This window comes from Pseudomonas palleroniana (assembly GCF_003031675.1).
Lineage (GTDB): Bacteria > Pseudomonadota > Gammaproteobacteria > Pseudomonadales > Pseudomonadaceae > Aquipseudomonas > Aquipseudomonas palleroniana.
Genome location: NZ_PYWX01000006.1, coordinates 100,535 through 122,544, shown reverse-complemented (window position 1 = coordinate 122,544; position 22,010 = coordinate 100,535). Strand labels below are relative to the sequence as shown.

Below are 22,010 nucleotides of genomic sequence, written 5' to 3'. Positions count from 1 at the left end.
AAATCCAGGCACCTCGTTTTTCCTGAAATACCGTGGCGTCCTTGTTGGGGCTGCTGCGCAGCCCAGCGCGGGGCAAGCCCGCTCACTACAACAGCTCGCCCATATCTCGGCCGCTTAATAAGCGGCTGATCATTTCCATCGGAAACCCGCGATAACTCAGGAAACGCCCCTGCTTCGCACGCTCTTTGGCATCAACCGGCAGATGCCCGGAGAACTTACGCCGCCAGGTGTCTTCCAACTGCGCCTGCCAACTGATACCGCACTCACGCAGGGCGAGGTCAATATCAGCACGTTGCAAGCCACGCTGGCCCAACTCTTCGCGAATTCGCGCAGGGCCGTAACCAGAACGGGCTCGATAAGAAATAAAGCTTTCTAGGTAACGGGATTCGGAAAGCAGCCCCTCTTCCGTCAAACGGTCAAGGGTGGTTTCGATCATCTCAGGTTCTGCGCCGCGCTGACGCAGTTTACGCGTCAGCTCGACTCGACCATGCTCGCGGCGAGCGAGCAGGTCCATTGCAGTGCGCCGAACGGCGACGAGTGTATCCAGTACAACAGTCATCGTTTGCTTCAGATGTCAGTGTCGGCTTCTTCCATCTCGTCAACCGGTTCGCGGTTGGCGGCAGCTTTCACGTCAGGCGCTGCAGACAGCAGCTTGTCGCGGATCTGCTTCTCAAGCGTGGCTGCGATATCCGGGTTATCCGCCAGGAACTTGGCCGAGTTGGCCTTACCCTGACCGATCTTGCTGCCGTTGTAGGCATACCAGGCACCGGACTTCTCGACGAAGCCGTGCAGCACGCCCAGGTCGATCATCTCGCCGTTCAGGTAGATACCCTTGCCGTAGAGAATCTGGAACTCAGCCTGACGGAATGGCGGAGCCACCTTGTTCTTCACGACTTTAACGCGGGTTTCGCTACCGACAACCTCGTCACCTTCCTTCACCGCGCCAGTACGACGGATATCCAGACGGACCGAAGCGTAGAACTTCAGCGCGTTACCACCGGTGGTGGTTTCCGGGCTGCCGAACATCACGCCGATCTTCATACGGATCTGGTTGATGAAGATCACCAGGCAGTTCGCGTTCTTGATGTTACCGGTGATTTTACGCAGCGCCTGGGACATCAGACGGGCTTGCAGGCCCACGTGCATGTCGCCCATTTCGCCTTCGATTTCAGCCTTGGGTACCAGGGCCGCCACGGAGTCGACCACAATCACGTCGATGGCGTTGGAGCGCACCAGCATGTCGGTGATTTCCAGGGCCTGCTCACCGGTGTCCGGCTGGGAAACCAGCAGGTCGTCAACGTTGACGCCCAGTTTGCCGGCGTATTCAGGGTCCAGGGCGTGCTCGGCGTCGACGAACGCGCAGGTAGCGCCCATTTTTTGCGCCTGGGCAATCACCGACAGAGTCAGGGTGGTTTTACCGGAAGATTCAGGACCGTAGATTTCAACGATACGACCTTTTGGCAGACCGCCAATGCCGAGCGCGATGTCCAGACCCAGAGAGCCAGTGGAAATAGCCGGGATCGCCTGACGGTCGTGATCGCCCATACGCATTACGGCACCCTTGCCGAATTGACGTTCGATCTGACCCAGGGCCGCAGCCAAGGCTTTCTTCTTGTTGTCGTCCATTAAAGTCCTCACGTAATCAATAAGGCCTGGCGGCCAACACCTGTATAAGTAGACAGTATTGTTCCACAAAGATCCGAGATCGCCTACCCCTGATTTTCTATTTCTGCTGCAGCTCGTCGCATCAAGCCCTCCAGCGCGGCCTTTACCGTCTGTCGGCGGACCTCATCCCGGTTACCGGGGAAGTGCGCCAGCTCGCTCGTTACTTCATCGCCCACACCGAACGCCAGCCACACCGTGCCCACCGGCTTGTCCGGCGAGCCGCCATCCGGCCCCGCCACCCCGCTGACCGCCACCGCAAAGCGCGCCAGGCTTTTTTCCTGGGCACCCCGGACCATCGCCTCCACCACTTCCTGGCTGACGGCGCCAACCTTGCGGAACAGTGCTTCCGGCACATTCAACTGCCGGGTCTTCTGTCGATTGGAATAAGTGACATAACCCGCCTCGAACCAGGCCGAACTGCCCGGTATCCGCGTGATGGCTTCGGCGATGCCGCCACCGGTGCAGGACTCGGCGGTGGTGACGTGGGCATTGAGCAACTGCAAGCGGCGGCCCAGTTCAGCAGCCAGTTGAGTGATTTCCTTCACGGTCGTCTCCAGGGATGGGCGAGGGGTTCGCCTACCCTACAGGAGCCCATCGGCCATGCAAGTTACAGCGTGCATCAAGAAACTACCGGGCGACGGCCTGCACATACGCCTGACAGGCACGCAAGGCAATCAGGGCGTTATCACCGTCGTCGGTGATGCCGATAATTCTTTGAGCATGCGCTGGGTCAAGTCGGGCTCGCGGGGCTGCATGAACCACGCCGCCGGAGGTGGCGGTGGCCGGCATTGTGCAACCGTTGGCGGGGTCGCTGGCGTCGAGAAGGACTGACAACCGCACATCAGCAGTGGCCAGGCGGTCACGCAGAGCAGTCTGGTTGCGTTGGGCATCGCTTAACTCCCGGGTGTGTTGTTGGTCGTTGGCGCTGAGTTGTTGCTCCAGGGCCAGACGTTGCTCCTGCACCACTATTAACTGATGCGCAGCGGCCTGGCTTTGCTGGTTGAGCGCATCGGCATGCAGTTCCTCCTGATCCTCAAGCTGCTCACCGTAGCGCCAAGCCTGCACTTGCCAGACGACCACCATCAGCAGGCAGACGCCGATCAGGCGCACGATAGTCAAGTAATGCATAACACCGCCTTCGCCCGCGCCCACAATTGCAGGCGGTCCTCCATGCCGTTGAGCCCGCCATTGATGCGCCGGGTGATGGTGTCGAAGAGGTCCTTGTCGGCCAGTTCGTTCAAACCGTTGCTTTGCCAGAACCAGGCAGCGGATTCACACGCCCATTGGGGCTGCTCCAGCAGTTCAGGTTGTTGCAGCAGTCGATCATCGCCAAACAGTGCCTGGCTGCACGCCAGGTAATTGCGCCGGCCGGTAATCTGGATCAGGCCCCGCCCACGATACTTCTGGCCATCGCCATCCGCTTCGGGCGTGTTACCCAAACGGGCGGCCAGGGAGCCGGTGTCGTATTTGCTCAGGTATTGGTCGCTGCCCAGTTCGCGAACGTAGCGCAGTTGCGCGGACTCGTGGCCGATTTGCGCGAGAAACGCAGCGACGCGTTTGGGGCTGGCGATCTCAAATCTGGCGATGGCGGTGTTCAGCCCGGACAAAAAAAGGCCCGCTCTTGAGCGGGCTGCGGGCAACACTTGAATAAGCTGCGAAAGTGTTATCGACACTGACATGCGCTCGACTCTTCGGAAAATGTTTGAAATAGGTCGGCCCCGCAGCACTCCAGTTCAGAGCGAAGGGTGTGACGGAGCAGAAAAAGAAAAGGTCTCGATCAAATTCAAGGCATTGAAACGGTTGCAAGGCTTCCTCGCATTAAAAGGGTCGCCCACACAGGCACGACCCTTTTGTTACCCCCGTTGATGACGCGGGGCGATCAGAACTCCCAACCGATATGACCATAGGTCGGGTACGGATCTGTGCCGTTATGCTCTGGGCTCGCGTTGTTGGGGTAGTAGATTTTCCGTCGACGGATTGTCGGCGTGTACCCAAAGCGAGCCCAAACAGGAACTTCCTGTACGACTGCCAAGCTGCCATTTGGCTGCAACCGCAGAGTTGCGCCCGGATTGCCGCCAGTGCCCGAATTCCAGAGCGGAACATTATTCGCCGCATACACCACAAAATTGCCATCCGCCTGGAACACCGCACGGACCGCGCCCTTGTTCTGGGTATAACTGGCCCATCGAACGCTCCAGTTCGGACCGTAGTTCACAACGTTCCCGTCACCCTGGAAGATCAATGCACCATCACCGGCGAAGTACGGGACGCCCATAACCAACTCCGTTGGACCGCCAAAAAGGAATGCGGTACCACCCGGATCAAGCGGAATAGACGGAGTGCCGTTCCAGATGGCTCGAGAGTCGACAATCACGATGTTTCCATCGTCCTGAACTTGCAGAAAGTTTCGGTACGCGGCAGCACCAACGCTGTCAGGCGGGGTGCTGTTTACTGTACTCCAAATGCGAACATGCACATGGTCCGACAGAACCCCAGACTCGAACACGTAGAACGAGTTCGGTACCTTTGCGACCGGGTTCGATAAGGTGCTGGAGTATGGAGTGTTGGAATCGGCAACCCATACGGCAGTGCCGTTGTCATAGAGCACCAAGTTCATATCGGTCTGAAGGATCAGTTTGAAGCGCTTATTTGGCGACTCCAAATACTGGCCTGGGCTCATTGAGTTACGAGGAGGTAGCACCGGGCTGCCGTTGTTTGTGAATTGAACGCGAGGTGGTCCTTCTGGTCCTGCCATTTTTGTCACCTATGAGTCGAATGATTAGTCGCGGAGAAATCCGCTGTCATGTCGCTCAATGGCGATCGCTCAAGGCTCGAGGCCTTCACATGATTCAACGTCCCACATCGGACACACTTGATCTGGAGCTCTGTAACCCCACCCACACGGGCGAGAAGTCTTTTGCAGTGACCGCACCTGAATTCTTTCAACATCTGCAAATTCCTTTTGCTGGCATCCCCCGTCCATGGGCGGCAAACCCGCGCGAAAGTACACGGGTGAAAGGCGTCAATGGCTCGGCCTACTCTGCGGCAGACAACCCACTCGCATTGATCGTGCATCGATAGCTGTCTTTGCGCTTGCCACTGGCGGTCACGGTATTGATCGACCAACGCCCCTGCATGAAGCCTGGCCACGATTCATCCAACAGCAACAGACCTTCAGCAGCGAACAACGGGTTTCCGGGGCAAATCACATCGATCTGCATCCCTTCGCGGCCCACCCGGCGCATTTCACCCTCGGCGGCAGCACGGGCTTCCGCTTCATTCTGGTAACGCTGCACGACCTGTTTGAAAGGCTCGATACCGACCCGCACGACGCGCTTTTGACCGGCCGATGCGTCCCACCAGGAGGCTTGTGCACCGGAGTATTTGGCGCGGCTGCCTTCAGTAAACTTGGCGCTGATAAACGCGCGCTCGCCCGGACGATTGTCGCGTGTCAGCGACAGTCGCACGTCCGGCAGGGCCTTGCCCGACAGCGAGGTGAGCTGACCTTTTCGGCCCAGCACATAGAGTTCGTCGACCGGTTTGGCAACTGCGTCGAAACGTTTGGCCAACCTCGTCAGGAAGGCCATGTCACTTTCGTTGGTCTGGTCAATGTGGGTGATCTGTTGGCCCTCAAGGTCTGTCGCCACCCGCGGTGAATAACCGTAGCGCACCGTCAATCGGCGGAACAATGCACCCAATGTAATCGGCCCGTGACTGGCGGTACGTCGTTGTTTAAACCCGTCTTGGTCAAACGGTGCCGCCGTGGCCTCCAGCACCAGGCGCATCGGAAACAGCGACGGCGTGCGCTTAGTGATCTTGAACTGCCCCTTGTCCACCAGGCCGGACTCCAGGTAGCCCACGCGCAAGCCGATTTTCCCTCCCAGGTCGGGTAACCCCTCAAGCCCCTCTATATCGAGGGTCAACTTGAGATGATCCGAGACGAAACCGGCCGCATCGGTATGCTCCCACTCCAATAGTCGCTCATTGAGCAGCGCGGCATTGGCCCCGTAGATCTCCACCACCGGCGTATATCCAAGTGTCATGGTCGCTCCTTAATCCCAGGCCGAGATTGGCTTCGTCGCGACGGGTTGCCTGCCCAGTTCAGGCACGATCACACTGATACCTGCCGGCAATACTGCACCCTGCTCAGCCAACGTCGGATTCAACAGCCACAGCATTTCCTCGGCGGCATCGTCACAGCGACCGAGCTCGCGATACAGCAGCAGGTTCACCGAATCACCGGCAATACTTCGAACCCTACGCATTGACGAACTCCTCCAGTACCAGCGACCAATGAATGACCATCGCAGTGCCATCGTCGATCACATTGGATTGTTTTTCGGTCACCGACTTGATGGTCCACAGCCCCCAACTGAGACCCACGCCATCAACCAAAGGCAACGGCGCACGAAGGGCTTGCAGTACGCGTAGCTCATCCAGCCGCGTCATACCCGTTGCACGTGCGGCCTTGCCGCCGAAGGTCAGCGTTTCGAGCCCCTGGCCAACCTGGCTGGACTTGGGTTTACCGGCAACGATAGGCAGCCCTACCCAGCCGCCAGTGCTGGCGCGGTCCAGGGTGTCGTAGGCGAACCCACGGGACAGCCCGAAAATAAACGTGCCCAATGCCATCTGTTGTCGCATCACACCCCTCCAATATCGGTCAGTGCCGCATCACGTCGCGACCCCAGCAAGTCATTCATCGACAGCGGCGAAAATTGCGCTTCGATCTGGTGCACCACCAACTCTGCCAACTGTTGATGGCTGGCCGGTTCTGGCGCATTGATGGTGATTTGCGGGGCAAAGTTGATTTGACGGTTATCGGCTTGAGCGCTGTTCAGGTTTTTGCTGACGTCTGCGGGCGCAGGCAAGCGATCACTTGGCCCAAACAATTTGTCCCCCAGCCAACTCCCCGCTTCACTGCCCAGCAAGCCTCCAATCGCACCGCCGACCGCCGTTCCGACACCGGGGAAAATCATCGTGCCGATGGCCGCACCGGCAGACGCTCCCGCCCAGGCGCCACCGGCAGTACTGAGCCCGGCGCCGACGGCTTTAGCGTCACCGTTGCGCACGCCCTGGACCACGTCGATGGCGGTGTCGACATACTTCAGTGGGCCAAGGCGGCGGGCGGCGGCCGACTCGAGACGCGTCAGGGTGCCGATGGCGGAACCGGCAGACGCGCCCATCAATGCGCCACCGGCAGTACCGAGGCCGGCGCCGACGGCTTTAGCGCCACCGTTGCGTATGCCCTGGACACCCTCGATGGCGGTATCGACAACCTTAAGCGGGCCGAGGCGACCGGCTGTGGTCGATTCCGGTTTGGCTAATACCCCCAACAACCCGGCCACCTGGCCGTTGGCTGCGCGACGGGCTGTCGGGCGTGCCGTCGAGGGCGCTGCGTAGGAGGCAAATGTGTTGCCCGGCAGACGGGTCGAGCCCTGGCTCGCCAGTTTGCTGTCGAACCCACGCAACGGCTGGCCCATGACGTTGAGCGGCTGTGAGACCGGCGCTGAGAGGCCAGTACGTTGTGACTTGAGATCGGTCTGCTTTCTGACGACGCTGGTCTTGATCGACCGTGAAGTTGCCTGGCGGGTCTTGTAACGCTTGCCGCGTGGCCCCTTCGCATTAGCCTTGGCGCTTGGCTTGCCTTTGCCGCTGTCCTTGTCCCTGGCGGTTTCGCCGACACGTTCAGGCAACTGAGCGGTCGCTGAATCCAGCGGGCCGCGGATCCCGGCAGGCAGAGCGCCCGTACAGCAGCACTCCTTGCCTGCGTTGCTGCCCTTGCCCTTATCGTCCTTCTTGAGCCACTTGGCAGCGGTTGGAAACTTGTCAGCCACGGCATCAAGCGCCTTGTCCGAAACCCGTTCCTTGGCTTTATCCCACAAGCTGGTGAGCAGTTCTTTGCCGACAAACTTACCGGCATCCGTTGCGCCTTGCAGGCCTTTGTCCACCCAGGAGGTCGAAGCCGGAGCGGGTTCTTTCGGCTGACTTTTGGCAGGCTCGCCACTGACCTCAACCGTCTTGGTTGCCAGCGTATTACCGGTAATGAACAACGTGCGGGTGAGCGTTTCCAACGCCTCGCGCAGCTGCACTTGCTCCAACGTCAAAGCGTTGATATCCACACTGACGGTCACCAGCGCCGAGGCGAGCACCGACTGCGGATCCTGTTGTGGCCGCGATGCCGCATCCAGGCTTGCTGGCGCTGCAAGGCTGGCGGAAAACGGTGCCAGCACACTGCCAAGGTCCGCGTCGTCAAGCAGCCAGCGTTTGTCTTCCTGGGCGAGCCTCATCCCAGATTGAGTCTCTTGCATCCCGCTTACTCCTGTTTAACGCCAAGGCGGGTGATCGCGATGTCGTAGCGGCGCAATGCTTTGCCGGCGTCCCAGTCGAGGATCTCCGCCTCATTGACCGAGTAGATCAGCGGCACCACATCGAGGATCACTTCGATGTCGCGCTCCGAAAGAAGTCCGCCGGTTGATTTAAAAAATCGTCGATGCGCTCCTGCAATTCCGTCCAGTCGGGCACGGTCAGGTTGGCAAGATCCGGGATCATCAGGCCGGTGCAATGAGCGGTGATGAACTCGGCGCGCTCTTTGTTGGTGGCGAGTTTTTTCATCACCTTGGTGGCGCGCAGCGCCGGCATTTCCAGCGACAGCTCAGTCAGGGCGCGACCTGCGGCATCGAGTGGCAACAGCAGCTGGACGGGCTGGTCGTGGCTAGTTTTTTCGGGGGTTTTCAAGAAGAACGACGCAGGCTGCGTCGACATTTCGTGTACGTACTGCGCAATGCTTACGTAGTCCGGACGCTTGAGTTGGTCCAGTTCTTTTTCCGACAGGCCGGTGGCGAGTTTCGCCAGTTCGAAGAACTGATCGTCCTCGTCATCACCGGCCCGGGCCAGCGCGTCTTTTTGCGCGGCGTAGAACAGTGGCTTGAGTTGAATCTGCTCGATCGTCGCGCCGGTGTCGGCAGCGATCGGCGAGAGCAGCAGGTGCAAGGGTGGCATCCAGGCCATGGGGCTATTCCTTGGTGAAGTAGGGGGCGAGCAGGCCCGCCCCTTTGGGTTTAAGGCATCAGCACGGCGCGGCGGGCGTCGCCGAGAATATCGACGCCGTTGAGCACGAACTTCTGGGTGCGTACGTCGATGTCGATCACCGGGATGCCGTTTTCCAGGCGGTTGTAGGTGCGGCAGGACAGTTCCAGGGTGGTGGTGGGCTTCTCACCCATTTTCAGCGCAGTCTCGGCCAGGCTTTTCAGCTTGCCGCCGACGGTGTGATAGGTGAAGTAAGTCTTGCCATCCTGATCCTGGCCGGCTTCGCGCACGTTCAGCAGAATGTCGTCGCCCAGGCGCACACCCAGGGCCAGCATGACTTCCGGGCCTGCACCTTGCAGCTCCAACGTGGCGTTGAGCACTTTGGCGCTCTTGGCCATTTCCTCGGCGATGAATCGCCCGCCGGTCATAGGCTCCATATCGAAATCAATCTTCGGCGGCGTGAAGGAGTTGACCGTCGCGGACAACGGCAGGCCTTGAAGGGTGGCCGCAATGGCCTGTCTTACACGGTTGGTAAACATTAGAGAACGTCCTCCAGGAACTGCTCGATGATTTCATCGCGGGCGTTGAGTTGATAAATCATGTGTTCGTTCGGCGCGTAGCGGCCGTAGTCGATGACGATGAACCAGGTGCCGTTCTTGTACTTCTCGACACTGTTGAGTTCCGGGTGCAGGTAAACGCTGCCGCCAGGGATGGTTTCGTCGGCGACCAGGGTCTGCAGCCAGTCGTTGATGCGCTTGACCTCCTGGTCCATGAAGGACTTGGTGAGGTTCTTGGCCATGGCTTTCTGGCCGGCCTTGACCAGCTTGCGGCTGATGGCATCTTCCAGGCCGACGTAGCTGATGAACTTGCCGGTAATGGAACGGTTACCCAGCAGCGAGAAACCGCCGAGGATAGTGCGGGCGTAGTAGCTCACGCCGTAACGGTTGAGCAGGTCGCCTTCGGTGGAGGTATCGAGGATGTTGTACTCGACCACGCGGGAAACGTCTTCGGCGAAGGTCACCTGGTTACCCGGGCTTTCCCATTGCTTGACCTTGGCCAATGCGGCAATGGCCAGGGACGATGGCGACAGGAACACGTTTTTCTTCGCGGCCTTGGAGTACACCGACGGCATGTTGTGTACCAGCAGGCAACGGTCGAAGCCGAGGTCGGCACCGCCCAGTTCGCCGCTATAGGTCACTTGGTCGGCGACGGACGCATCCTTGCCATCCAGCACCACGCGGGCCTTGATGCGTTTGCCGAAGGCGGCGAACTCACCAGCCACGGCCTTGGTGCCGGTAAAGCCAGGCGCGCCGATGATGGTCAGGTCTTCCGGCACGCTGCTCAGGGCCGCCAGGCCCAGCTTGCGACCGGTGATGGGGTCGTTGCCGCCGATCACATTGTTGACGGTGTCGGCCGGGGTTGCGCCCTCCTCCACGATCACCACATAGACCGGCACCTTCACCACCTTGAGGATCTGGTACACCGCGTGAAACAACGTGCCCGACTCAGTACCGGTAGGGTCCAGCAGCGCCTGAGTGGTAAAGCTGTTGATACGGAACGGGGCGTTTTTCGGGATCGACGCATGGGCGTTCGGCGCGGTGCCGACCAGACCGATAACGTTATCGCCCAGGCCACCCATGGCCTCGGGGGATTCGGTGGCATTCACGGTGATGCCGTTATGCTCGAAGTTCAAAACCTCAGCCATGATTAGTCAGCCTTCTTGGGGGTGGAGTTAAGGACGCTGGTCAGTTCCAGGCGGCCGGCGGTGCGCAGGGCGGATGCTTCGACGTCGAGCAGTTCCAGCTCCTCGCCGACGGTGGACCAATGGCCACCTCCGGTGGGGAACGGGATGAGGACGGTGTAGGTTTGGCGGTTGTGCATAAGTGGAATTCTCCGGGTGAGAAACGCCAAAGCCCCTACGGAGAGGGGCTTTGGGCGGGCGTAAAAAAACCGCTTTCGCGGTGGGTTATTTCAGGAAGGTTGGCGACTCTGGCCATACAACTTTATAAGGGTCCCCTGAGCCTTGCGGAACATCACGCAATGCCTGCCGATAGAGCGATACCTCACTACGCTGGGTATCCGTGAGCGAGTTGTCTAAAGACAGCATTGCCTCGGTAGACGCCAACAGTTGTTGGCGCAAGGTGCGAATGGATGCCCACTCGGCAAGGGCAATAGACTCAGGATTGGGTTTATATTGAAAGCCCACGTCAATTATTTCGTCCAATTAGAATTCCACCTTATCAGTAAGCGACAGTTTCGATTTAAGACTTCCTACGGCAAACAGACCACCGATGCCTACTTGCATGGTGTCAACACGAATGGTGGTCACATAGATACTTGGAAACTTCAAACGCATGATCACGTTGCCATTTGTATCGGTGTAAATCCCTGGAGACATGTTCCCGAAAACAGCTTTATTCAAGACAGCACGCTGAGGTGAATAGCAATAACCTACAATAGTTTCGTCCACGATACTAGCGCTGCCGTAGCTATAGCCACGAATGTTGAACCAGAACATTTGATCGTGAGTATTGATATTCACAGGTAGTTTAAAGTGCATATAAACGTTTTCTGACGTTCCGAGATCAACGTCAGAGAAACCGCCGGATGCGCCGGTATTTTGTGGACCACCAGTGCCCCAGACGCCACCTTGAAAGACGTTGAGCTGAACTGAACCGGAAGCGCCAACAACACCCACCATGTCTTTTTTACTGCGAAACTCATCAAACTCTGCACGGGCCGCATCCATGCGGCTGTCGATTTGGGAGATTTTCCCATTGACCGCAGTCGTCAAACTATCTGTTGCAGTGACCAAATCACCAATTTTCTGCTCAATACCCATACTGAACCTCTGAACTATCAAAATGCCAAGAATTACTCATGCAAAACAACTCTTTTGAATTATCGCTGCGCCTTACGCTCCAGCGCCATCACACGAAATAACACGCCTAAATGCCTAACCATGTTATTAACGTTAGCGGTGGCAACAGTCGCCAGCTCTTCAGCCATTAACAAATTAAGACTGTTACCGCCCACCACAATCGTCACGCTATCCGCCGGCAACGGCGAAATATCCAGCGTGAACTTTTGCAACACCCGCGCCGCCGCCGCTTTATACGTCAGCAACTTCCCCGCCACCGAATACACCGCCAGCAAGGTCCCGCTGGCGAGGTAGAAACCGAACTCGCCAATTTCATACTCCGCCTCGCCATCGAACAGCGCGGCCATCCTGAGTTGGCGGTCGCCGAGGTCTTCGTAATCGACGATGGCAACCCGCTGACGTTCGTCCCGCAAGGCCACTTCGCTGCCGTCCGGGTTGTAGCGGCCGGTGCCGGCGCCGATGTGAGTGATTTCGCCTTTCAGGCCCTGGTTCTTTGCCTGCAGCACTTCATCCAAACCTTTGGAGGTGAAGCGCACCAGGCGCGTAATGTCATCTGTCATGGCTGCGCCCTGAGGTCGTAGTCGTTAATGGTGTAGTGCTGGGCAATCCCAGTACTGTTAAGCCGGGCGGCTAGCCCGAGTTCCGGTAGTACGCCTTCAAGCTGCAACTCACCATCACTCAAGGGTATGTGGGCTGCGCTGTTGAAGGAGACGGCACCGTGTAGCTTCACTTCGGGCAGCGCACCGGGCTGGCTGTCCTCGCCGATACTCAAGCCAGGATCTGCGGCAGCGGCGAGGCGCAAACCTGCTGCGGTTTCATGCACGATGGTGATCGTCGCCCGATCCCGCTCACTCTGCGCCGCATTGATGCGGCGGATCAGCCGGTTATGGTCACCGCTGGACCAACTGCGCCCGATGATCGCCTGGACGTCGAAGGTGTAAGGCACACCCAGCGGGCGCTGTTGATACCAGGCGCTGATGTTGGGGGTGAAACCCAGCGACTCCACCGCGTAGCTCAAGGCCTTGGGCGTGCCTGCCTGGCGTTGGATCTGCCAGGACAGGGCCACGGTGAGGCGTTTTTCGGTTTCGCTGGCGTCGGCATCCCACTCACTGACGCCACGGTCGGCCGCCAGGTAGGGCAGGAATTGGGTGGGGGTTTGCAGCGGGTTCATCAACGCCGGAAACGGCGGCATGACCCGGTCGAGCAACTGCCCGAACCCCAGGTCCAAGGCTTTTTCCAACGGCGAACTGTTGGCCGGCAGCAGGCTTGCTTTGGGTTCCTCACTCATAGCGTGCGCACCTCCACCTCAACCCCCGTGCAATACGGGGCCTGGAACGCGGTGCTGATAATCGGCTGCAAGGGTTCGAGGATTTGCAGTTGCGCCGCGCCCGCACTGTGGATGGCGTAGTCGATCCAGCTCGGGTCCACTCGCCCTTCCAGGCGATGGCAGGAGTCGGCATAGGTTTGCAGCAGCTTCTGAGCGGCAACTTGAGTGAGCCCGGAGTCAGGGCCGGCATTGATCTTGGCCACCACACGAATTTTGTAGGGTTGAATCTGTGCCCCCTGCACGCTGACCAGGTCTGTCTCCGGTCGTACATCGGGCCGTGCGAAATGGCGTCGCACACCGTCAAGCAGATCGGCGGATGGCGTGCCGTCACCTTCCCGCGAAAGCACCGTGACCATCACTTCACCCGGCGCGGTGCGGCGGGCGTTGCCGTCCTTGACCTGGGCGGCATAGCCGTCCGGGTCGAAGGTGTAGCTGACGGTCACCACGCCCGGCGTTGCACTTTGCACCTTCACCGCAGGGCGTTCACCCAGGGTGAAGACCTCGCGCCGATACTGCATCCGCGAGCCCGCCGCAGGAGCGTGGGGTGCCAGGTAGTAGCGCAGTCGAGCGTCGTCGTCCCTTTCCAGGGTCGGCGGCACCGGCGGGAAAGCCGCGGGGTCGCCCGGGTCGAGCACTTGGCGTTCCAGGCCCATGTCGGCCAGGCGGGCATCCAGGTTACTGCCGGTAGCCCACCATGCCAGCATCTGTTTGATGCGGGCGTTGTATTTGCGTTCGTGAGTCTGCAGGCGCACGCAAAACGCTTCCAGGGCCAGGGTCAGCAGCTCGCTTTCGTTGTCGAGGCTGACCTTGAGTTTGGCCGCGCTTTGCGGCGCTCGGGTGGCGACATAGTCGACGACAAACGCCTTGAATTCGGCCAGCAGCGGTTCGAACTCATCCACCGCAATGATGGCCGGCTCCGCCAGTTGGTTCTGGCCTGGGATCAGCATGCTCATGTCACGACCTCGAAGGTTTGTTGGCGGTTTTTCCAGGTGCCGGCGAACCGCAGCAGCAGGCCGGCGCCCTGGCGGGTGGCGACGATGACCTGGGGTTGAAAGTCGCCAATGCCGTTCTGGGTGTTGTAGAACGCCTGGGCAGCATGGCTTTGGGCGAGGATCAGCAAGTCATCGCCGAGGTTCTGGCCCAGCAGTTGCGGGATCATCGAGCCGTACAGCGGGCGCTTCTGACGAGTGCCCAGGGGGGTAGTCAGCGCTCGGGTGGCGCGCTGCACGAATTGCAGCCAGTCATCGACGGCTGCCCCGGTGTTGCGATCGATGCCGATCATGGGATGTCCTTATCACGGGCTGATGACCCGACCTTGGTGGTCCACCAACGGACCGCTGAAGTGCGCGCCGCCGGCATCCAGCACCAGGCGGGTACCACCGATTTGCAGGATGATGCCTTGGGCGTTGAGGGTCAGGCCGGCAGCGCCGACCTTGACGTCGACTTGCTCGCGCGAACCGCTGAACGTGGTGGGGCCGTTGACCCAGTTGAAGGTGTGGCTGGCGTCGTCGTAATCGCTTTGGGTGCCGTCTTGATGGCGCCGCCGGGTCAATGTCGCCAGGCTCGAAACCGGCGGGAAGCGATCACTGTTCAAACCGAACAAGGCCACGGACTGCCCGCCACCTTCACCGCCGCCATAGTTGAACAACAGGCATTGTTCGCCCACGGACGGGATACGGGTCTCGGTCTGCGTACCGGCGCTGGGGTTGAAAAAGCGGATGGCCGGGGTGAGCAATTCACCGTGGCTGACCTTGCAGGTATGACTGGCAGCGTCGACCTCCTGGCACACGCCGATGCGACAGAAGCTTTCGGCGCGACGATAAAGGTCTTCGAGCTGGGCTTCCATTTCCGCCAGGCGCTCGACAATCGGCCCCAGTTGCATGCGTAACAGTGCGTCGAACATGGGCTACTCCGACAGGGGTTTGTATTGAGCGGGGTCGTCGATGTTCGTGACGTCCCAGGTGCAGGCAAACAGCGGCTGGCCTGTGGGATCGTTGAGCAACACAGGCCCGATATAGAGGGTTTGGGTGAAAGAAACCGTCCAGGTGTCATAGTCCATCCCTGCGCCAGCCCGCAGCGTGGGAGCAGCGACGATATTCGTCGGCAGATCACACTGTGGTTGGGGCAGGTTCCAGCGGTTATCCAGCACCAAATCCATGAGCTGGCTGGCCAGGTCGCAGGCGTCAAACGGCAAGGCGCCTGGCGCGACCATGGCCTTGAGCGAAATCGCCAAGGCGTGCGCCTTGCGCCCTTCGCGGGAGCGGATGCCCGGGCCGTTGCCCTCGACCGTGATCATCACGCCGGTTTCGCCCCCTGTGCCCCGGAAGTCCTGATGACTGCCGACCTTCAAATTCGGGAACGCAGCGTGCAGCGCCTCGCCGATGGCCTGGGGCAGTTGAGATGGCTTTTCAATAAGCGTCATTTAAGTAGCGTCCTTGCAGCGGTTACTGCGGGTCCTGGCGGGAACTTTCATTGACCCCGATGCGCTTGGCTGCCCACCGTTCATAAAGGCCGATGGCAACATCGGCACCGGCCATGGCGGTCAAGCACCCAATGGCGCCGGCGGTCCAGATCGACATGCCGGCGGCGTAGCACAGCATCAGCGCCGAAACCCCGCACACCATGCAGGCTCCAGAGCGCAGGGCGAGTCGGCGGATCAGCGACCAACCACGGGCGCCCTCCTTGTCTGCCCGCCACATTTCGCCGGATACCCCGCCGATCACTGCCAATACGATGACCAGCCAGATAGGCATTTCCGCTAACGCTTGCTGTTCATTTGTCATGTCACGCCTCCTGGCTGAGCACTAGATAGTCCGTTTTTCATTTACACATGCTTCGATAGGTAGGCATTCCAAAAAGCCCGGTCGCCCGGGCTTTTCAGTAATGATGTCCTCGAACTTTCGGCGCTACTGGCGCGGTACGGTTCTTTCCTCAATGTTTTTCCGACCACGATCCCTGTCTGCCGGATAACTGCTTCTGGTGCTTTACGCTGCACACCCGGGTCAGTTGCCAACCCTCTGAACCGTTATTAGGCCGGTTCATCGCTGCCTGTTTTGTGCTTCCTGTCAAGAAAGCCGGTTGAGACTAAAGAGCGTCGGCATCCTTGCCGGTGTTGCCTGGCATCCCTGCCATCGCTTCGATGGCGTCCTTGCCGATGTTGCGTGCCTTCCTTGTCTTCCCTGGCAGCATCCGTGCCGCCTCCACCAAGCCTTGTTGGCTGGCTTGAGACAAAGAATATGCATGTATGCATATACAGTCAATGCGTAAATGCATTTATTTTTGCACTAAAAATGCGCATGTGCATTTTCGACCTTGTGGACAAAGGGTTTGGCGATTTTCTACGGGCGAAAAAAAGCCCGCACAATGGCGGGCTGTGTCTTACGCATGGGGGTTAACGGGCGTACATGCCCCACCAGAACACATGGCCGAGGATGCTGATCTGCTCATCCTGGATATCCTGGAAGCTGTAGTCCTCGTCCGGGTGCTCATCACGGTTGAAACTGCGCAGGCGAATCCCGGAAGGCAGGCGGTAGAGCTGCTTCACACGCAACTGGCCATTGTGATTGATGGCATACAGGTCGCCATCGACGATATCGCCAATGCCACTCTTGCCCGCATTCACCCCCACCGTGGCGCCGTCGCGCAGCACCGGCAACATGCTGTTGCCACGTACCGTCACACACTTGGCCTGGTCGAACTGCACACCGTTATGTCGCAGGCTGCGCTTGCCGAAACGCAGGCTGGCCTTCTCGCTTTCCTCGATGACGAATCTTCCTGATCCAGCAGCCAATTCAACCTCGCGCAGAAAGGGGATCGACACCTCGTCATCATTAACGGGCGTGTCGTCATCCCACAGGCTTATGTCCTTGAGTTCCGAATGCATCGGGTCGCGCCCTTCATCCCGCTGCGCACCCACTGCCGCGCGCCCGCGCAGGTAATCGGTGCCCACGCGAAAGTACTCGGCGATGCGGGAAATGTGCTTGTCCGACGGGTCAACGATCTTGCCGCTGAGGATCCGGGACAACGTGGATTGAGGCACGCCGGTACGCCGGTGAAGCTCCGTAGGGGAGATCCGGTCACGGTCCAGCAGCTCTCTTAAGACGATAGAAACGTTGCGTTTTTGCATAGCGCGGATATTGACGGGAGTTTTGAGGGTTGGCAAATGCTAATTTGCATATTTTATGCATTTTCCCTGCCTTCTCCCTGCCCACTTATGACCTGCGAAGCGCCAACCTCGCGTGTTAACCTTGCGGCCATTGCAAAATCAGCCGGGCCAGTGACCCATCTTTGCCCCACCACTTTCAACGAACTTGCCAACTATCTGATGAGTAAAAACACTTCCGATCTGTCCTCCCACACCCCGATGATGCAGCAGTACTGGCGCCTGAAGAACCAGCACCCTGATCAGTTGATGTTCTATCGCATGGGCGACTTCTACGAGATCTTCTATGAAGACGCAAAGAAGGCCGCCAAGCTGCTGGACATCACCCTGACCGCACGCGGGCAGTCGGCGGGGCAGTCGATTCCGATGTGTGGGATTCCTTACCATTCGTTGGAAGGTTACCTGGTCAAATTGGTGAAGCTGGGCGAATCGGTGGTGATCTGTGAACAGATCGGCGATCCGGCGACCAGCAAAGGCCCAGTCGAGCGCCAAGTGGTGCGGATCATCACGCCGGGAACGGTGAGTGACGAGGCGTTGCTGGATGAACGGCGCGACAACCTGATCGCGGCGGTGCTGGGCGATGAGCGCCTATTTGGGCTTTCCGTACTGGATATCACCAGCGGCAACTTCAGCGTGCAGGAGATCAAGGGTTGGGAAAACCTGCTGGCGGAGTTGGAGCGCATCAATCCGGTGGAGCTGTTGATCCCGGATGATTGGCCGAAGGACTTGCCCGCAGAAAAACGCCGTGGGACCAAACGTCGTGCGCCGTGGGATTTCGAACGCGATTCGGCGCTGAAAAGTCTGTGCCAGCAGTTCTCGGTGCAAGACCTCAAAGGCTTCGGCTGCGAGACCCTGACCCTGGCGATCGGCGCCGCCGGTTGCTTGCTCAGCTATGCCAAGGAAACCCAGCGCACCGCCCTGCCCCATTTGCGCAGCCTGCGTCATGAGCGCCTGGACGACACCGTGGTGCTGGATGGCGCAAGCCGTCGAAACCTGGAGCTGGATACCAACCTGGCCGGTGGGCGCGACAACACGTTGCAATCGGTCGTAGACCGTTGCCAGACCGCGATGGGCAGCCGTTTGCTGACGCGCTGGTTGAACCGTCCGCTGCGCGACCTCGGCGTGCTGCAAGCCCGTCAATCCTCCATTACTTGCCTGCTGGATGGCTATCGCTTTGAAAAGCTGCAGCCGCAACTGAAGGAAATCGGCGATATCGAGCGCATCCTGGCGCGGATCGGCCTGCGCAATGCGCGGCCCCGTGACCTCGCGCGCCTGCGCGATGCCCTCGGCGCGTTGCCGCAACTGCAAGTGGCGATGACCGAACTGGACACGCCGCACCTGCAACAACTTGCTGTCACCGCAGGCACTTATCCGGACCTCGCGGCCCTGCTGGAAAAAGCCATTATCGACAATCCGCCGGCGATCATCCGTGACGGCGGCGTGCTCAAAACCGGTTACGACACCGAGCTGGACGAGCTGCAGTCGCTGAGCGAGAACGCCGGGCAGTTCCTGATTGATCTGGAAGCCCGTGAAAAAGCCCGTACGGGCCTGGCCAACCTGAAGGTCGGCTACAACCGCGTGCACGGCTACTTTATCGAGCTGCCGAGCAAGCAGGCCGAGTCGGCCCCGATCGACTATCAGCGGCGCCAGACCCTCAAGGGTGCCGAGCGCTTTATCACGCCGGAGCTCAAAGCGTTCGAAGACAAGGCACTGTCGGCCAAAAGCCGTGCCCTGGCTCGGGAAAAGATGCTCTATGAAGCCTTGCTCGAAGACCTGATCAGCCGTCTGGCACCGCTGCAAGACACCGCCGCCGCCCTGGCCGAGCTGGATGTGTTGAGCAACCTGGCCGAACGCGCACTGAACCTTGACCTGAATTGCCCGCGCTTCGTCAGCGAGCCGTGCATGCGGATCGTCCAGGGACGTCACCCGGTGGTCGAACAAGTGTTGACCACCCCGTTCGTGGCCAATGACCTGTCGCTGGACGACGATACCCGCATGCTGGTGATCACCGGTCCGAACATGGGCGGTAAATCCACCTACATGCGCCAGACCGCATTGATTGTGTTGCTGGCGCACATCGGCAGTTTTGTACCGGCCGCCAGTTGCGAGCTGTCGCTGGTGGACCGCATTTTCACGCGGATCGGTTCCAGCGACGACCTGGCCGGTGGCCGCTCGACCTTTATGGTGGAAATGAGCGAAACCGCCAATATTCTGCACAACGCCACCGAGCGCAGCCTGGTGCTGATGGACGAAGTCGGTCGCGGCACCAGCACTTTCGACGGCCTGTCCCTGGCGTGGGCGGCGGCTGAACGCCTGGCGCACCTGCGTGCCTATACGCTGTTCGCCACCCACTACTTCGAACTGACCGTATTGCCGGAAAGCGAGCCGCTGGTCGCCAACGTGCACCTCAACGCCACTGAGCACAACGAGCGCATCGTGTTCCTGCACCACGTGCTGCCAGGCCCGGCCAGCCAGAGTTACGGCCTGGCTGTGGCCCAGTTGGCTGGCGTGCCCAACGATGTGATCACCCGCGCCCGTGAACACCTCAGCCGCCTTGAAACCACGGCCCTGCCCCACGAAACCGTGGTCGCAAACCCGGCCAAGGCGCCCCGCAAGCCTAGTGCACCGCATCAGAGCGATATGTTCGCCAGCCTGCCTCATCCCGTGCTGGATGAGTTGGCTAAACTTGATGTGGACGACTTGACGCCGCGAAAAGCGCTCGAAATGTTATATGCACTTAAGACTCGGATATAACGCAGACGCTTGCAAGCTGGTAGACTCTCGCGCGGTTTGGGATGCTGCAGGCTCTTAGCCTGGCCTGCAGACTATCGCTCCCGAACCTCGCGAGCCCTGCCACAAAGGGTTTCGCTGCCGCCGCCTGAGGAGAAAATTAGAAATGACCTTCGTCGTCACCGACAACTGCATCAAGTGCAAGTACACCGACTGCGTAGAAGTGTGTCCGGTGGACTGCTTTTACGAAGGCCCGAATTTCCTGGTCATCCACCCGGATGAGTGCATCGACTGCGCCCTGTGTGAACCGGAATGCCCGGCCGTCGCGATTTTCTCCGAGGATGAAGTCCCGGCAGAGATGCAGGAATTCATTCAGCTGAACGTCGAGCTGGCGGAAATCTGGCCAAACATCACCGAACGCAAAGACCCGTTGCCGGATGCAGCGGAGTGGGATGGTAAAAAAGGCAAGATTGCAGACCTCGAACGCTGATAGCGTCGTCGCCCCCCAAAAAGGCCCCTTGCGGGTCTTTTTGCGTTTCTGGGTGAGCCGTTGCTTTTCTACAGGCAAAAAAAAGGGGCGGTTTGACCCGCCCACATTTTTTCCCTAGTCCCTGTATTCCTTTTCATCATCCTGATGAATCGCATCCTGCGACGTTCCTTCAAACCATCGTTCCTTGATGGCCGTGTCAATCCGTGGACACAGGGCTGATGTTAGAGAGTTCCAAAGGAAGTTCAACGGGATGCGTCCAGCCACTGCGCCAACGACCACCGCCAAAACTCGATAAATAATTCTTATATTTCAAACAATTAGAAAAATCTCTCGACGATTCGAGGCGCCCGTGCAGGGCAAAAAAACCAAACACTTACGAAAAAGTAAGCGAATGCTTACACCCGCAATTGCGTAAAAGCGCGAGCGCGCCTCATTGACCATCTTGCAGGCAAGAAAAAGCCCCGACAGTGTCGAGGCTTCTTTCCCTGCAACCTGCTCAGTCTTCGCTGACGGTAATCGTCGGCATTGCTGGCGCGACGGCCTCCTGCAAGACAATCCGTGCGCCCACATGGCGCGCCAGCTCTTGATAGATCATGGCGATCTGGCTGTCCGGCTCAGCCATCACGGTAGGCTTGCCACCATCGGCCTGCTCACGAATCAGCATCGACAGGGGCAACGAGGCCAGCAATTCGACGCCGTACTGGGTCGCCAGCTTCTCGCCTCCGCCTTCACCAAACAGGTGCTCGGCATGCCCGCAGTTGGAACAGATGTGCACCGCCATGTTTTCCACGACACCGAGTACCGGGATGTTGACCTTGCGGAACATCTCCACACCTTTCTTCGCGTCGAGCAGCGCCAGGTCCTGGGGCGTGGTCACGATCACCGAGCCGGCCACCGGGACCTTCTGCGCCAGGGTCAGCTGGATGTCACCGGTACCCGGCGGCATGTCGATCACCAGGTAATCCAGGTCGCCCCAGGCGGTCTGGGTGACCAATTGCAGCAGCGCACCGGACACCATCGGCCCGCGCCAGACCATCGGCGTGTTGTCATCGGTGAGAAATGCCATGGACATCACTTCCACGCCCAAGGACTCGATAGGTACAAACCACTTCTGGTCCTTCACTTTGGGGCGCGTACCTTCGGCGATACCGAACATCACACCCTGGCTCGGGCCGTAGATATCCGCATCGAGAATGCCCACCCGCGCGCCTTCGCGGGCAAGGGCCAGGGCCAGGTTGGCCGCCGTGGTCGATTTACCTACGCCGCCCTTGCCGGAGGCCACCGCCACCACGTTCTTGACGTTGGCCAGCCCCGGAATTTGCGCCTGTGCCTTGTGCGGGGCAATCACGCACTGGATGTCGACCTTGGCGGAACCGACGCCGTCGAGGCCCTCGATGGCCATTTGCAGCATCTGCGCCCAGCCGCTTTTGAACAGGCCGGCGGCATAGCCCAACTCCAGCAGGACCGACACCTGGTCGCCCTGAACCTCGATGGCCCGCACACAACCGGCACTGACCGGGTCCTGGTTCAAATAGGGGTCGGTGTACTGGCGAAGAACGGCTTCCACCGCTGCGCGATTGACGGCGCTCATGGGCTACTCCCGAAAAAGACTGACTGAAACAGGCGGCTATCCTAACCGTTCCCGTCGCCCAACGGCATGCGTTTCGAACGCCGGGATGATTTTGAAACAACGCCACGGGGTGAAATATATTTCCCGGCGCTTTATAGT

29 protein-coding genes are annotated in these 22,010 nt (G+C 59.4%); 2 read left to right on the top strand and 27 right to left on the bottom strand.

Annotation, left to right across the window (positions count from 1 at the left end; translation table 11 throughout):
- Positions 1-85 precede the first annotated feature (85 nt).
- The 26 genes from recX to C9383_RS01645 all read right to left on the bottom strand — a co-directional run bounded on the left by recX (position 86) and on the right by C9383_RS01645 (position 17,034).
- A complete protein-coding gene (recX, locus tag C9383_RS01760; protein WP_090366457.1) occupies positions 86-559 on the bottom strand; it encodes a recombination regulator RecX in 474 nt (157 codons plus the stop codon).
- Between the two features lie 8 nt (positions 560-567).
- Positions 568-1,626: a recombinase RecA gene (recA, locus tag C9383_RS01755; protein WP_060753979.1), complete on the bottom strand. Its 1,059-nt coding sequence runs from the start codon at positions 1,624-1,626 to the stop codon at positions 568-570.
- A gap of 83 nt (positions 1,627-1,709) precedes the next feature.
- Positions 1,710-2,210: a CinA family protein gene (locus C9383_RS01750; protein ID WP_060753978.1), complete on the bottom strand. Its 501-nt coding sequence runs from the start codon at positions 2,208-2,210 to the stop codon at positions 1,710-1,712.
- Between the two features lie 82 nt (positions 2,211-2,292).
- The gene (locus tag C9383_RS01745; protein ID WP_090366459.1) at positions 2,293-2,793 is read right to left on the bottom strand and encodes a lysis system i-spanin subunit Rz; all 501 of its coding nucleotides are present in this window, start codon (positions 2,791-2,793) and stop codon (positions 2,293-2,295) included.
- Complete coding sequence (locus C9383_RS01740; protein ID WP_060754077.1) at positions 2,781-3,338, bottom strand: glycoside hydrolase family 19 protein; 558 nt, start codon at positions 3,336-3,338, stop codon at positions 2,781-2,783. Before C9383_RS01740 ends, C9383_RS01745 begins: the two co-directional genes overlap by 13 nt.
- A gap of 206 nt (positions 3,339-3,544) precedes the next feature.
- On the bottom strand, positions 3,545-4,420 hold the full coding sequence (locus C9383_RS01735) for a putidacin L1 family lectin-like bacteriocin (protein WP_090366460.1): 876 nt from the start codon (positions 4,418-4,420) through the stop codon (positions 3,545-3,547).
- A gap of 5 nt (positions 4,421-4,425) precedes the next feature.
- Positions 4,426-4,620, bottom strand: a complete 195-nt coding sequence (locus C9383_RS01730; protein ID WP_090366462.1) for a Com family DNA-binding transcriptional regulator — start codon at positions 4,618-4,620, stop codon at positions 4,426-4,428.
- Positions 4,621-4,700: 80 nt separating this feature from the next.
- Positions 4,701-5,708 (bottom strand): contractile injection system protein, VgrG/Pvc8 family, encoded by a 1,008-nt coding sequence (locus C9383_RS01725; RefSeq protein WP_090366463.1) that lies wholly within the window; start codon positions 5,706-5,708, stop codon positions 4,701-4,703.
- Positions 5,709-5,717: 9 nt separating this feature from the next.
- Positions 5,718-5,930, bottom strand: coding sequence for a tail protein X (locus C9383_RS01720; RefSeq protein ID WP_060753974.1), 213 nt, complete (start codon positions 5,928-5,930; stop codon positions 5,718-5,720).
- On the bottom strand, positions 5,923-6,306 hold the full coding sequence (locus C9383_RS01715; protein ID WP_060753973.1) for a phage tail protein: 384 nt from the start codon (positions 6,304-6,306) through the stop codon (positions 5,923-5,925). Before C9383_RS01715 ends, C9383_RS01720 begins: the two co-directional genes overlap by 8 nt.
- The gene (locus tag C9383_RS28330) at positions 6,306-7,973 is read right to left on the bottom strand and encodes a tail tape measure protein (RefSeq protein WP_235863183.1); all 1,668 of its coding nucleotides are present in this window, start codon (positions 7,971-7,973) and stop codon (positions 6,306-6,308) included. Before C9383_RS28330 ends, C9383_RS01715 begins: the two co-directional genes overlap by 1 nt.
- A gap of 5 nt (positions 7,974-7,978) precedes the next feature.
- Positions 7,979-8,104, bottom strand: coding sequence for a hypothetical protein (locus tag C9383_RS28505; RefSeq protein ID WP_017844653.1), 126 nt, complete (start codon positions 8,102-8,104; stop codon positions 7,979-7,981).
- Entirely contained in the window at positions 8,101-8,673 is a 573-nt protein-coding gene (locus tag C9383_RS01705; RefSeq protein ID WP_090366465.1) for a phage tail assembly protein, read from the bottom strand. The genes C9383_RS28505 and C9383_RS01705 overlap by 4 nt, the downstream gene beginning before the upstream one ends.
- Positions 8,674-8,723: 50 nt before the next feature.
- Positions 8,724-9,230, bottom strand: coding sequence for a phage major tail tube protein (locus tag C9383_RS01700; protein WP_060753970.1), 507 nt, complete (start codon positions 9,228-9,230; stop codon positions 8,724-8,726).
- A complete protein-coding gene (locus tag C9383_RS01695) occupies positions 9,230-10,396 on the bottom strand; it encodes a phage tail sheath protein (RefSeq protein ID WP_060753969.1) in 1,167 nt (388 codons plus the stop codon). Before C9383_RS01695 ends, C9383_RS01700 begins: the two co-directional genes overlap by 1 nt.
- A gap of 2 nt (positions 10,397-10,398) precedes the next feature.
- Positions 10,399-10,572 (bottom strand): hypothetical protein, encoded by a 174-nt coding sequence (locus C9383_RS28090; protein ID WP_162843515.1) that lies wholly within the window; start codon positions 10,570-10,572, stop codon positions 10,399-10,401.
- A gap of 85 nt (positions 10,573-10,657) precedes the next feature.
- The gene (locus C9383_RS01690; protein ID WP_090366466.1) at positions 10,658-10,915 is read right to left on the bottom strand and encodes a phage tail assembly chaperone; all 258 of its coding nucleotides are present in this window, start codon (positions 10,913-10,915) and stop codon (positions 10,658-10,660) included.
- The gene (locus tag C9383_RS01685) at positions 10,916-11,533 is read right to left on the bottom strand and encodes a hypothetical protein (RefSeq protein WP_090366468.1); all 618 of its coding nucleotides are present in this window, start codon (positions 11,531-11,533) and stop codon (positions 10,916-10,918) included. It abuts the gene before it with no gap.
- A gap of 59 nt (positions 11,534-11,592) precedes the next feature.
- Positions 11,593-12,132, bottom strand: coding sequence for a hypothetical protein (locus C9383_RS01680; RefSeq protein ID WP_090366470.1), 540 nt, complete (start codon positions 12,130-12,132; stop codon positions 11,593-11,595).
- Entirely contained in the window at positions 12,129-12,860 is a 732-nt protein-coding gene (locus tag C9383_RS01675; RefSeq protein WP_090366472.1) for a phage tail protein I, read from the bottom strand. The genes C9383_RS01680 and C9383_RS01675 overlap by 4 nt, the downstream gene beginning before the upstream one ends.
- Positions 12,857-13,852, bottom strand: a complete 996-nt coding sequence (locus C9383_RS01670; protein WP_090366473.1) for a baseplate J/gp47 family protein — start codon at positions 13,850-13,852, stop codon at positions 12,857-12,859. The genes C9383_RS01675 and C9383_RS01670 overlap by 4 nt, the downstream gene beginning before the upstream one ends.
- Positions 13,849-14,181 carry a hypothetical protein gene (locus C9383_RS01665; RefSeq protein ID WP_060753964.1) on the bottom strand — a complete coding sequence of 111 codons (333 nt, stop codon included), beginning with the start codon at positions 14,179-14,181 and terminating at the stop codon, positions 13,849-13,851. The genes C9383_RS01670 and C9383_RS01665 overlap by 4 nt, the downstream gene beginning before the upstream one ends.
- A gap of 12 nt (positions 14,182-14,193) precedes the next feature.
- On the bottom strand, positions 14,194-14,802 hold the full coding sequence (locus tag C9383_RS01660; RefSeq protein WP_060753963.1) for a phage baseplate assembly protein V: 609 nt from the start codon (positions 14,800-14,802) through the stop codon (positions 14,194-14,196).
- Positions 14,803-14,805: 3 nt separating this feature from the next.
- A complete protein-coding gene (locus tag C9383_RS01655; protein WP_090366474.1) occupies positions 14,806-15,321 on the bottom strand; it encodes a hypothetical protein in 516 nt (171 codons plus the stop codon).
- Positions 15,322-15,343: 22 nt separating this feature from the next.
- A complete protein-coding gene (locus C9383_RS01650) occupies positions 15,344-15,682 on the bottom strand; it encodes a phage holin family protein (RefSeq protein ID WP_090366475.1) in 339 nt (112 codons plus the stop codon).
- 608 nt (positions 15,683-16,290) lie between these two features.
- Positions 16,291-17,034: a LexA family transcriptional regulator gene (locus C9383_RS01645; protein ID WP_174554046.1), complete on the bottom strand. Its 744-nt coding sequence runs from the start codon at positions 17,032-17,034 to the stop codon at positions 16,291-16,293.
- Positions 17,035-17,223: 189 nt separating this feature from the next.
- Here C9383_RS01645 and mutS point away from each other — a divergent pair, with 189 nt between their 5' ends.
- A complete protein-coding gene (gene mutS, locus C9383_RS01640; RefSeq protein ID WP_090366476.1) occupies positions 17,224-19,815 on the top strand; it encodes a DNA mismatch repair protein MutS in 2,592 nt (863 codons plus the stop codon).
- A gap of 142 nt (positions 19,816-19,957) precedes the next feature.
- Positions 19,958-20,281 (top strand): ferredoxin FdxA, encoded by a 324-nt coding sequence (gene fdxA / locus C9383_RS01635; RefSeq protein ID WP_090366477.1) that lies wholly within the window; start codon positions 19,958-19,960, stop codon positions 20,279-20,281.
- A 496-nt stretch (positions 20,282-20,777) separates the two neighbouring features.
- On the opposite strand, the gene apbC is transcribed toward fdxA, so the two are convergent.
- Positions 20,778-21,872 carry an iron-sulfur cluster carrier protein ApbC gene (apbC, locus tag C9383_RS01630; RefSeq protein ID WP_090366478.1) on the bottom strand — a complete coding sequence of 365 codons (1,095 nt, stop codon included), beginning with the start codon at positions 21,870-21,872 and terminating at the stop codon, positions 20,778-20,780.
- Positions 21,873-22,010: the final 138 nt, after the last annotated feature.

Bases quoted from the DNA above. Each gene is read 5' to 3' on its own strand.
- recX (WP_090366457.1), bottom strand. From the start codon at position 559: ATGACTGTTGTACTGGATACACTCGTCGCCGTTCGGCGCACTGCAATG.
- recA (WP_060753979.1), bottom strand. From the start codon at position 1,626: ATGGACGACAACAAGAAGAAAGCCTTGGCTGCGGCCCTGGGTCAGATC.
- C9383_RS01745 (WP_090366459.1), bottom strand. From the start codon at position 2,793: ATGCATTACTTGACTATCGTGCGCCTGATCGGCGTCTGCCTGCTGATG.
- C9383_RS01735 (WP_090366460.1), bottom strand. From the start codon at position 4,420: ATGGCAGGACCAGAAGGACCACCTCGCGTTCAATTCACAAACAACGGC.
- C9383_RS01725 (WP_090366463.1), bottom strand. From the start codon at position 5,708: ATGACACTTGGATATACGCCGGTGGTGGAGATCTACGGGGCCAATGCC.
- C9383_RS01720 (WP_060753974.1), bottom strand. From the start codon at position 5,930: ATGCGTAGGGTTCGAAGTATTGCCGGTGATTCGGTGAACCTGCTGCTG.
- C9383_RS01715 (WP_060753973.1), bottom strand. From the start codon at position 6,306: ATGCGACAACAGATGGCATTGGGCACGTTTATTTTCGGGCTGTCCCGT.
- C9383_RS28330 (WP_235863183.1), bottom strand. From the start codon at position 7,973: ATGCAAGAGACTCAATCTGGGATGAGGCTCGCCCAGGAAGACAAACGC.
- C9383_RS01705 (WP_090366465.1), bottom strand. From the start codon at position 8,673: ATGGCCTGGATGCCACCCTTGCACCTGCTGCTCTCGCCGATCGCTGCC.
- C9383_RS01700 (WP_060753970.1), bottom strand. From the start codon at position 9,230: ATGTTTACCAACCGTGTAAGACAGGCCATTGCGGCCACCCTTCAAGGC.
- C9383_RS01695 (WP_060753969.1), bottom strand. From the start codon at position 10,396: ATGGCTGAGGTTTTGAACTTCGAGCATAACGGCATCACCGTGAATGCC.
- C9383_RS28090 (WP_162843515.1), bottom strand. From the start codon at position 10,572: ATGCACAACCGCCAAACCTACACCGTCCTCATCCCGTTCCCCACCGGA.
- C9383_RS01685 (WP_090366468.1), bottom strand. From the start codon at position 11,533: ATGGGTATTGAGCAGAAAATTGGTGATTTGGTCACTGCAACAGATAGT.
- C9383_RS01680 (WP_090366470.1), bottom strand. From the start codon at position 12,132: ATGACAGATGACATTACGCGCCTGGTGCGCTTCACCTCCAAAGGTTTG.
- C9383_RS01675 (WP_090366472.1), bottom strand. From the start codon at position 12,860: ATGAGTGAGGAACCCAAAGCAAGCCTGCTGCCGGCCAACAGTTCGCCG.
- C9383_RS01670 (WP_090366473.1), bottom strand. From the start codon at position 13,852: ATGAGCATGCTGATCCCAGGCCAGAACCAACTGGCGGAGCCGGCCATC.
- C9383_RS01665 (WP_060753964.1), bottom strand. From the start codon at position 14,181: ATGATCGGCATCGATCGCAACACCGGGGCAGCCGTCGATGACTGGCTG.
- C9383_RS01660 (WP_060753963.1), bottom strand. From the start codon at position 14,802: ATGTTCGACGCACTGTTACGCATGCAACTGGGGCCGATTGTCGAGCGC.
- C9383_RS01655 (WP_090366474.1), bottom strand. From the start codon at position 15,321: ATGACGCTTATTGAAAAGCCATCTCAACTGCCCCAGGCCATCGGCGAG.
- C9383_RS01650 (WP_090366475.1), bottom strand. From the start codon at position 15,682: ATGACAAATGAACAGCAAGCGTTAGCGGAAATGCCTATCTGGCTGGTC.
- mutS (WP_090366476.1), top strand. From the start codon at position 17,224: ATGAGTAAAAACACTTCCGATCTGTCCTCCCACACCCCGATGATGCAG.
- fdxA (WP_090366477.1), top strand. From the start codon at position 19,958: ATGACCTTCGTCGTCACCGACAACTGCATCAAGTGCAAGTACACCGAC.
- apbC (WP_090366478.1), bottom strand. From the start codon at position 21,872: ATGAGCGCCGTCAATCGCGCAGCGGTGGAAGCCGTTCTTCGCCAGTAC.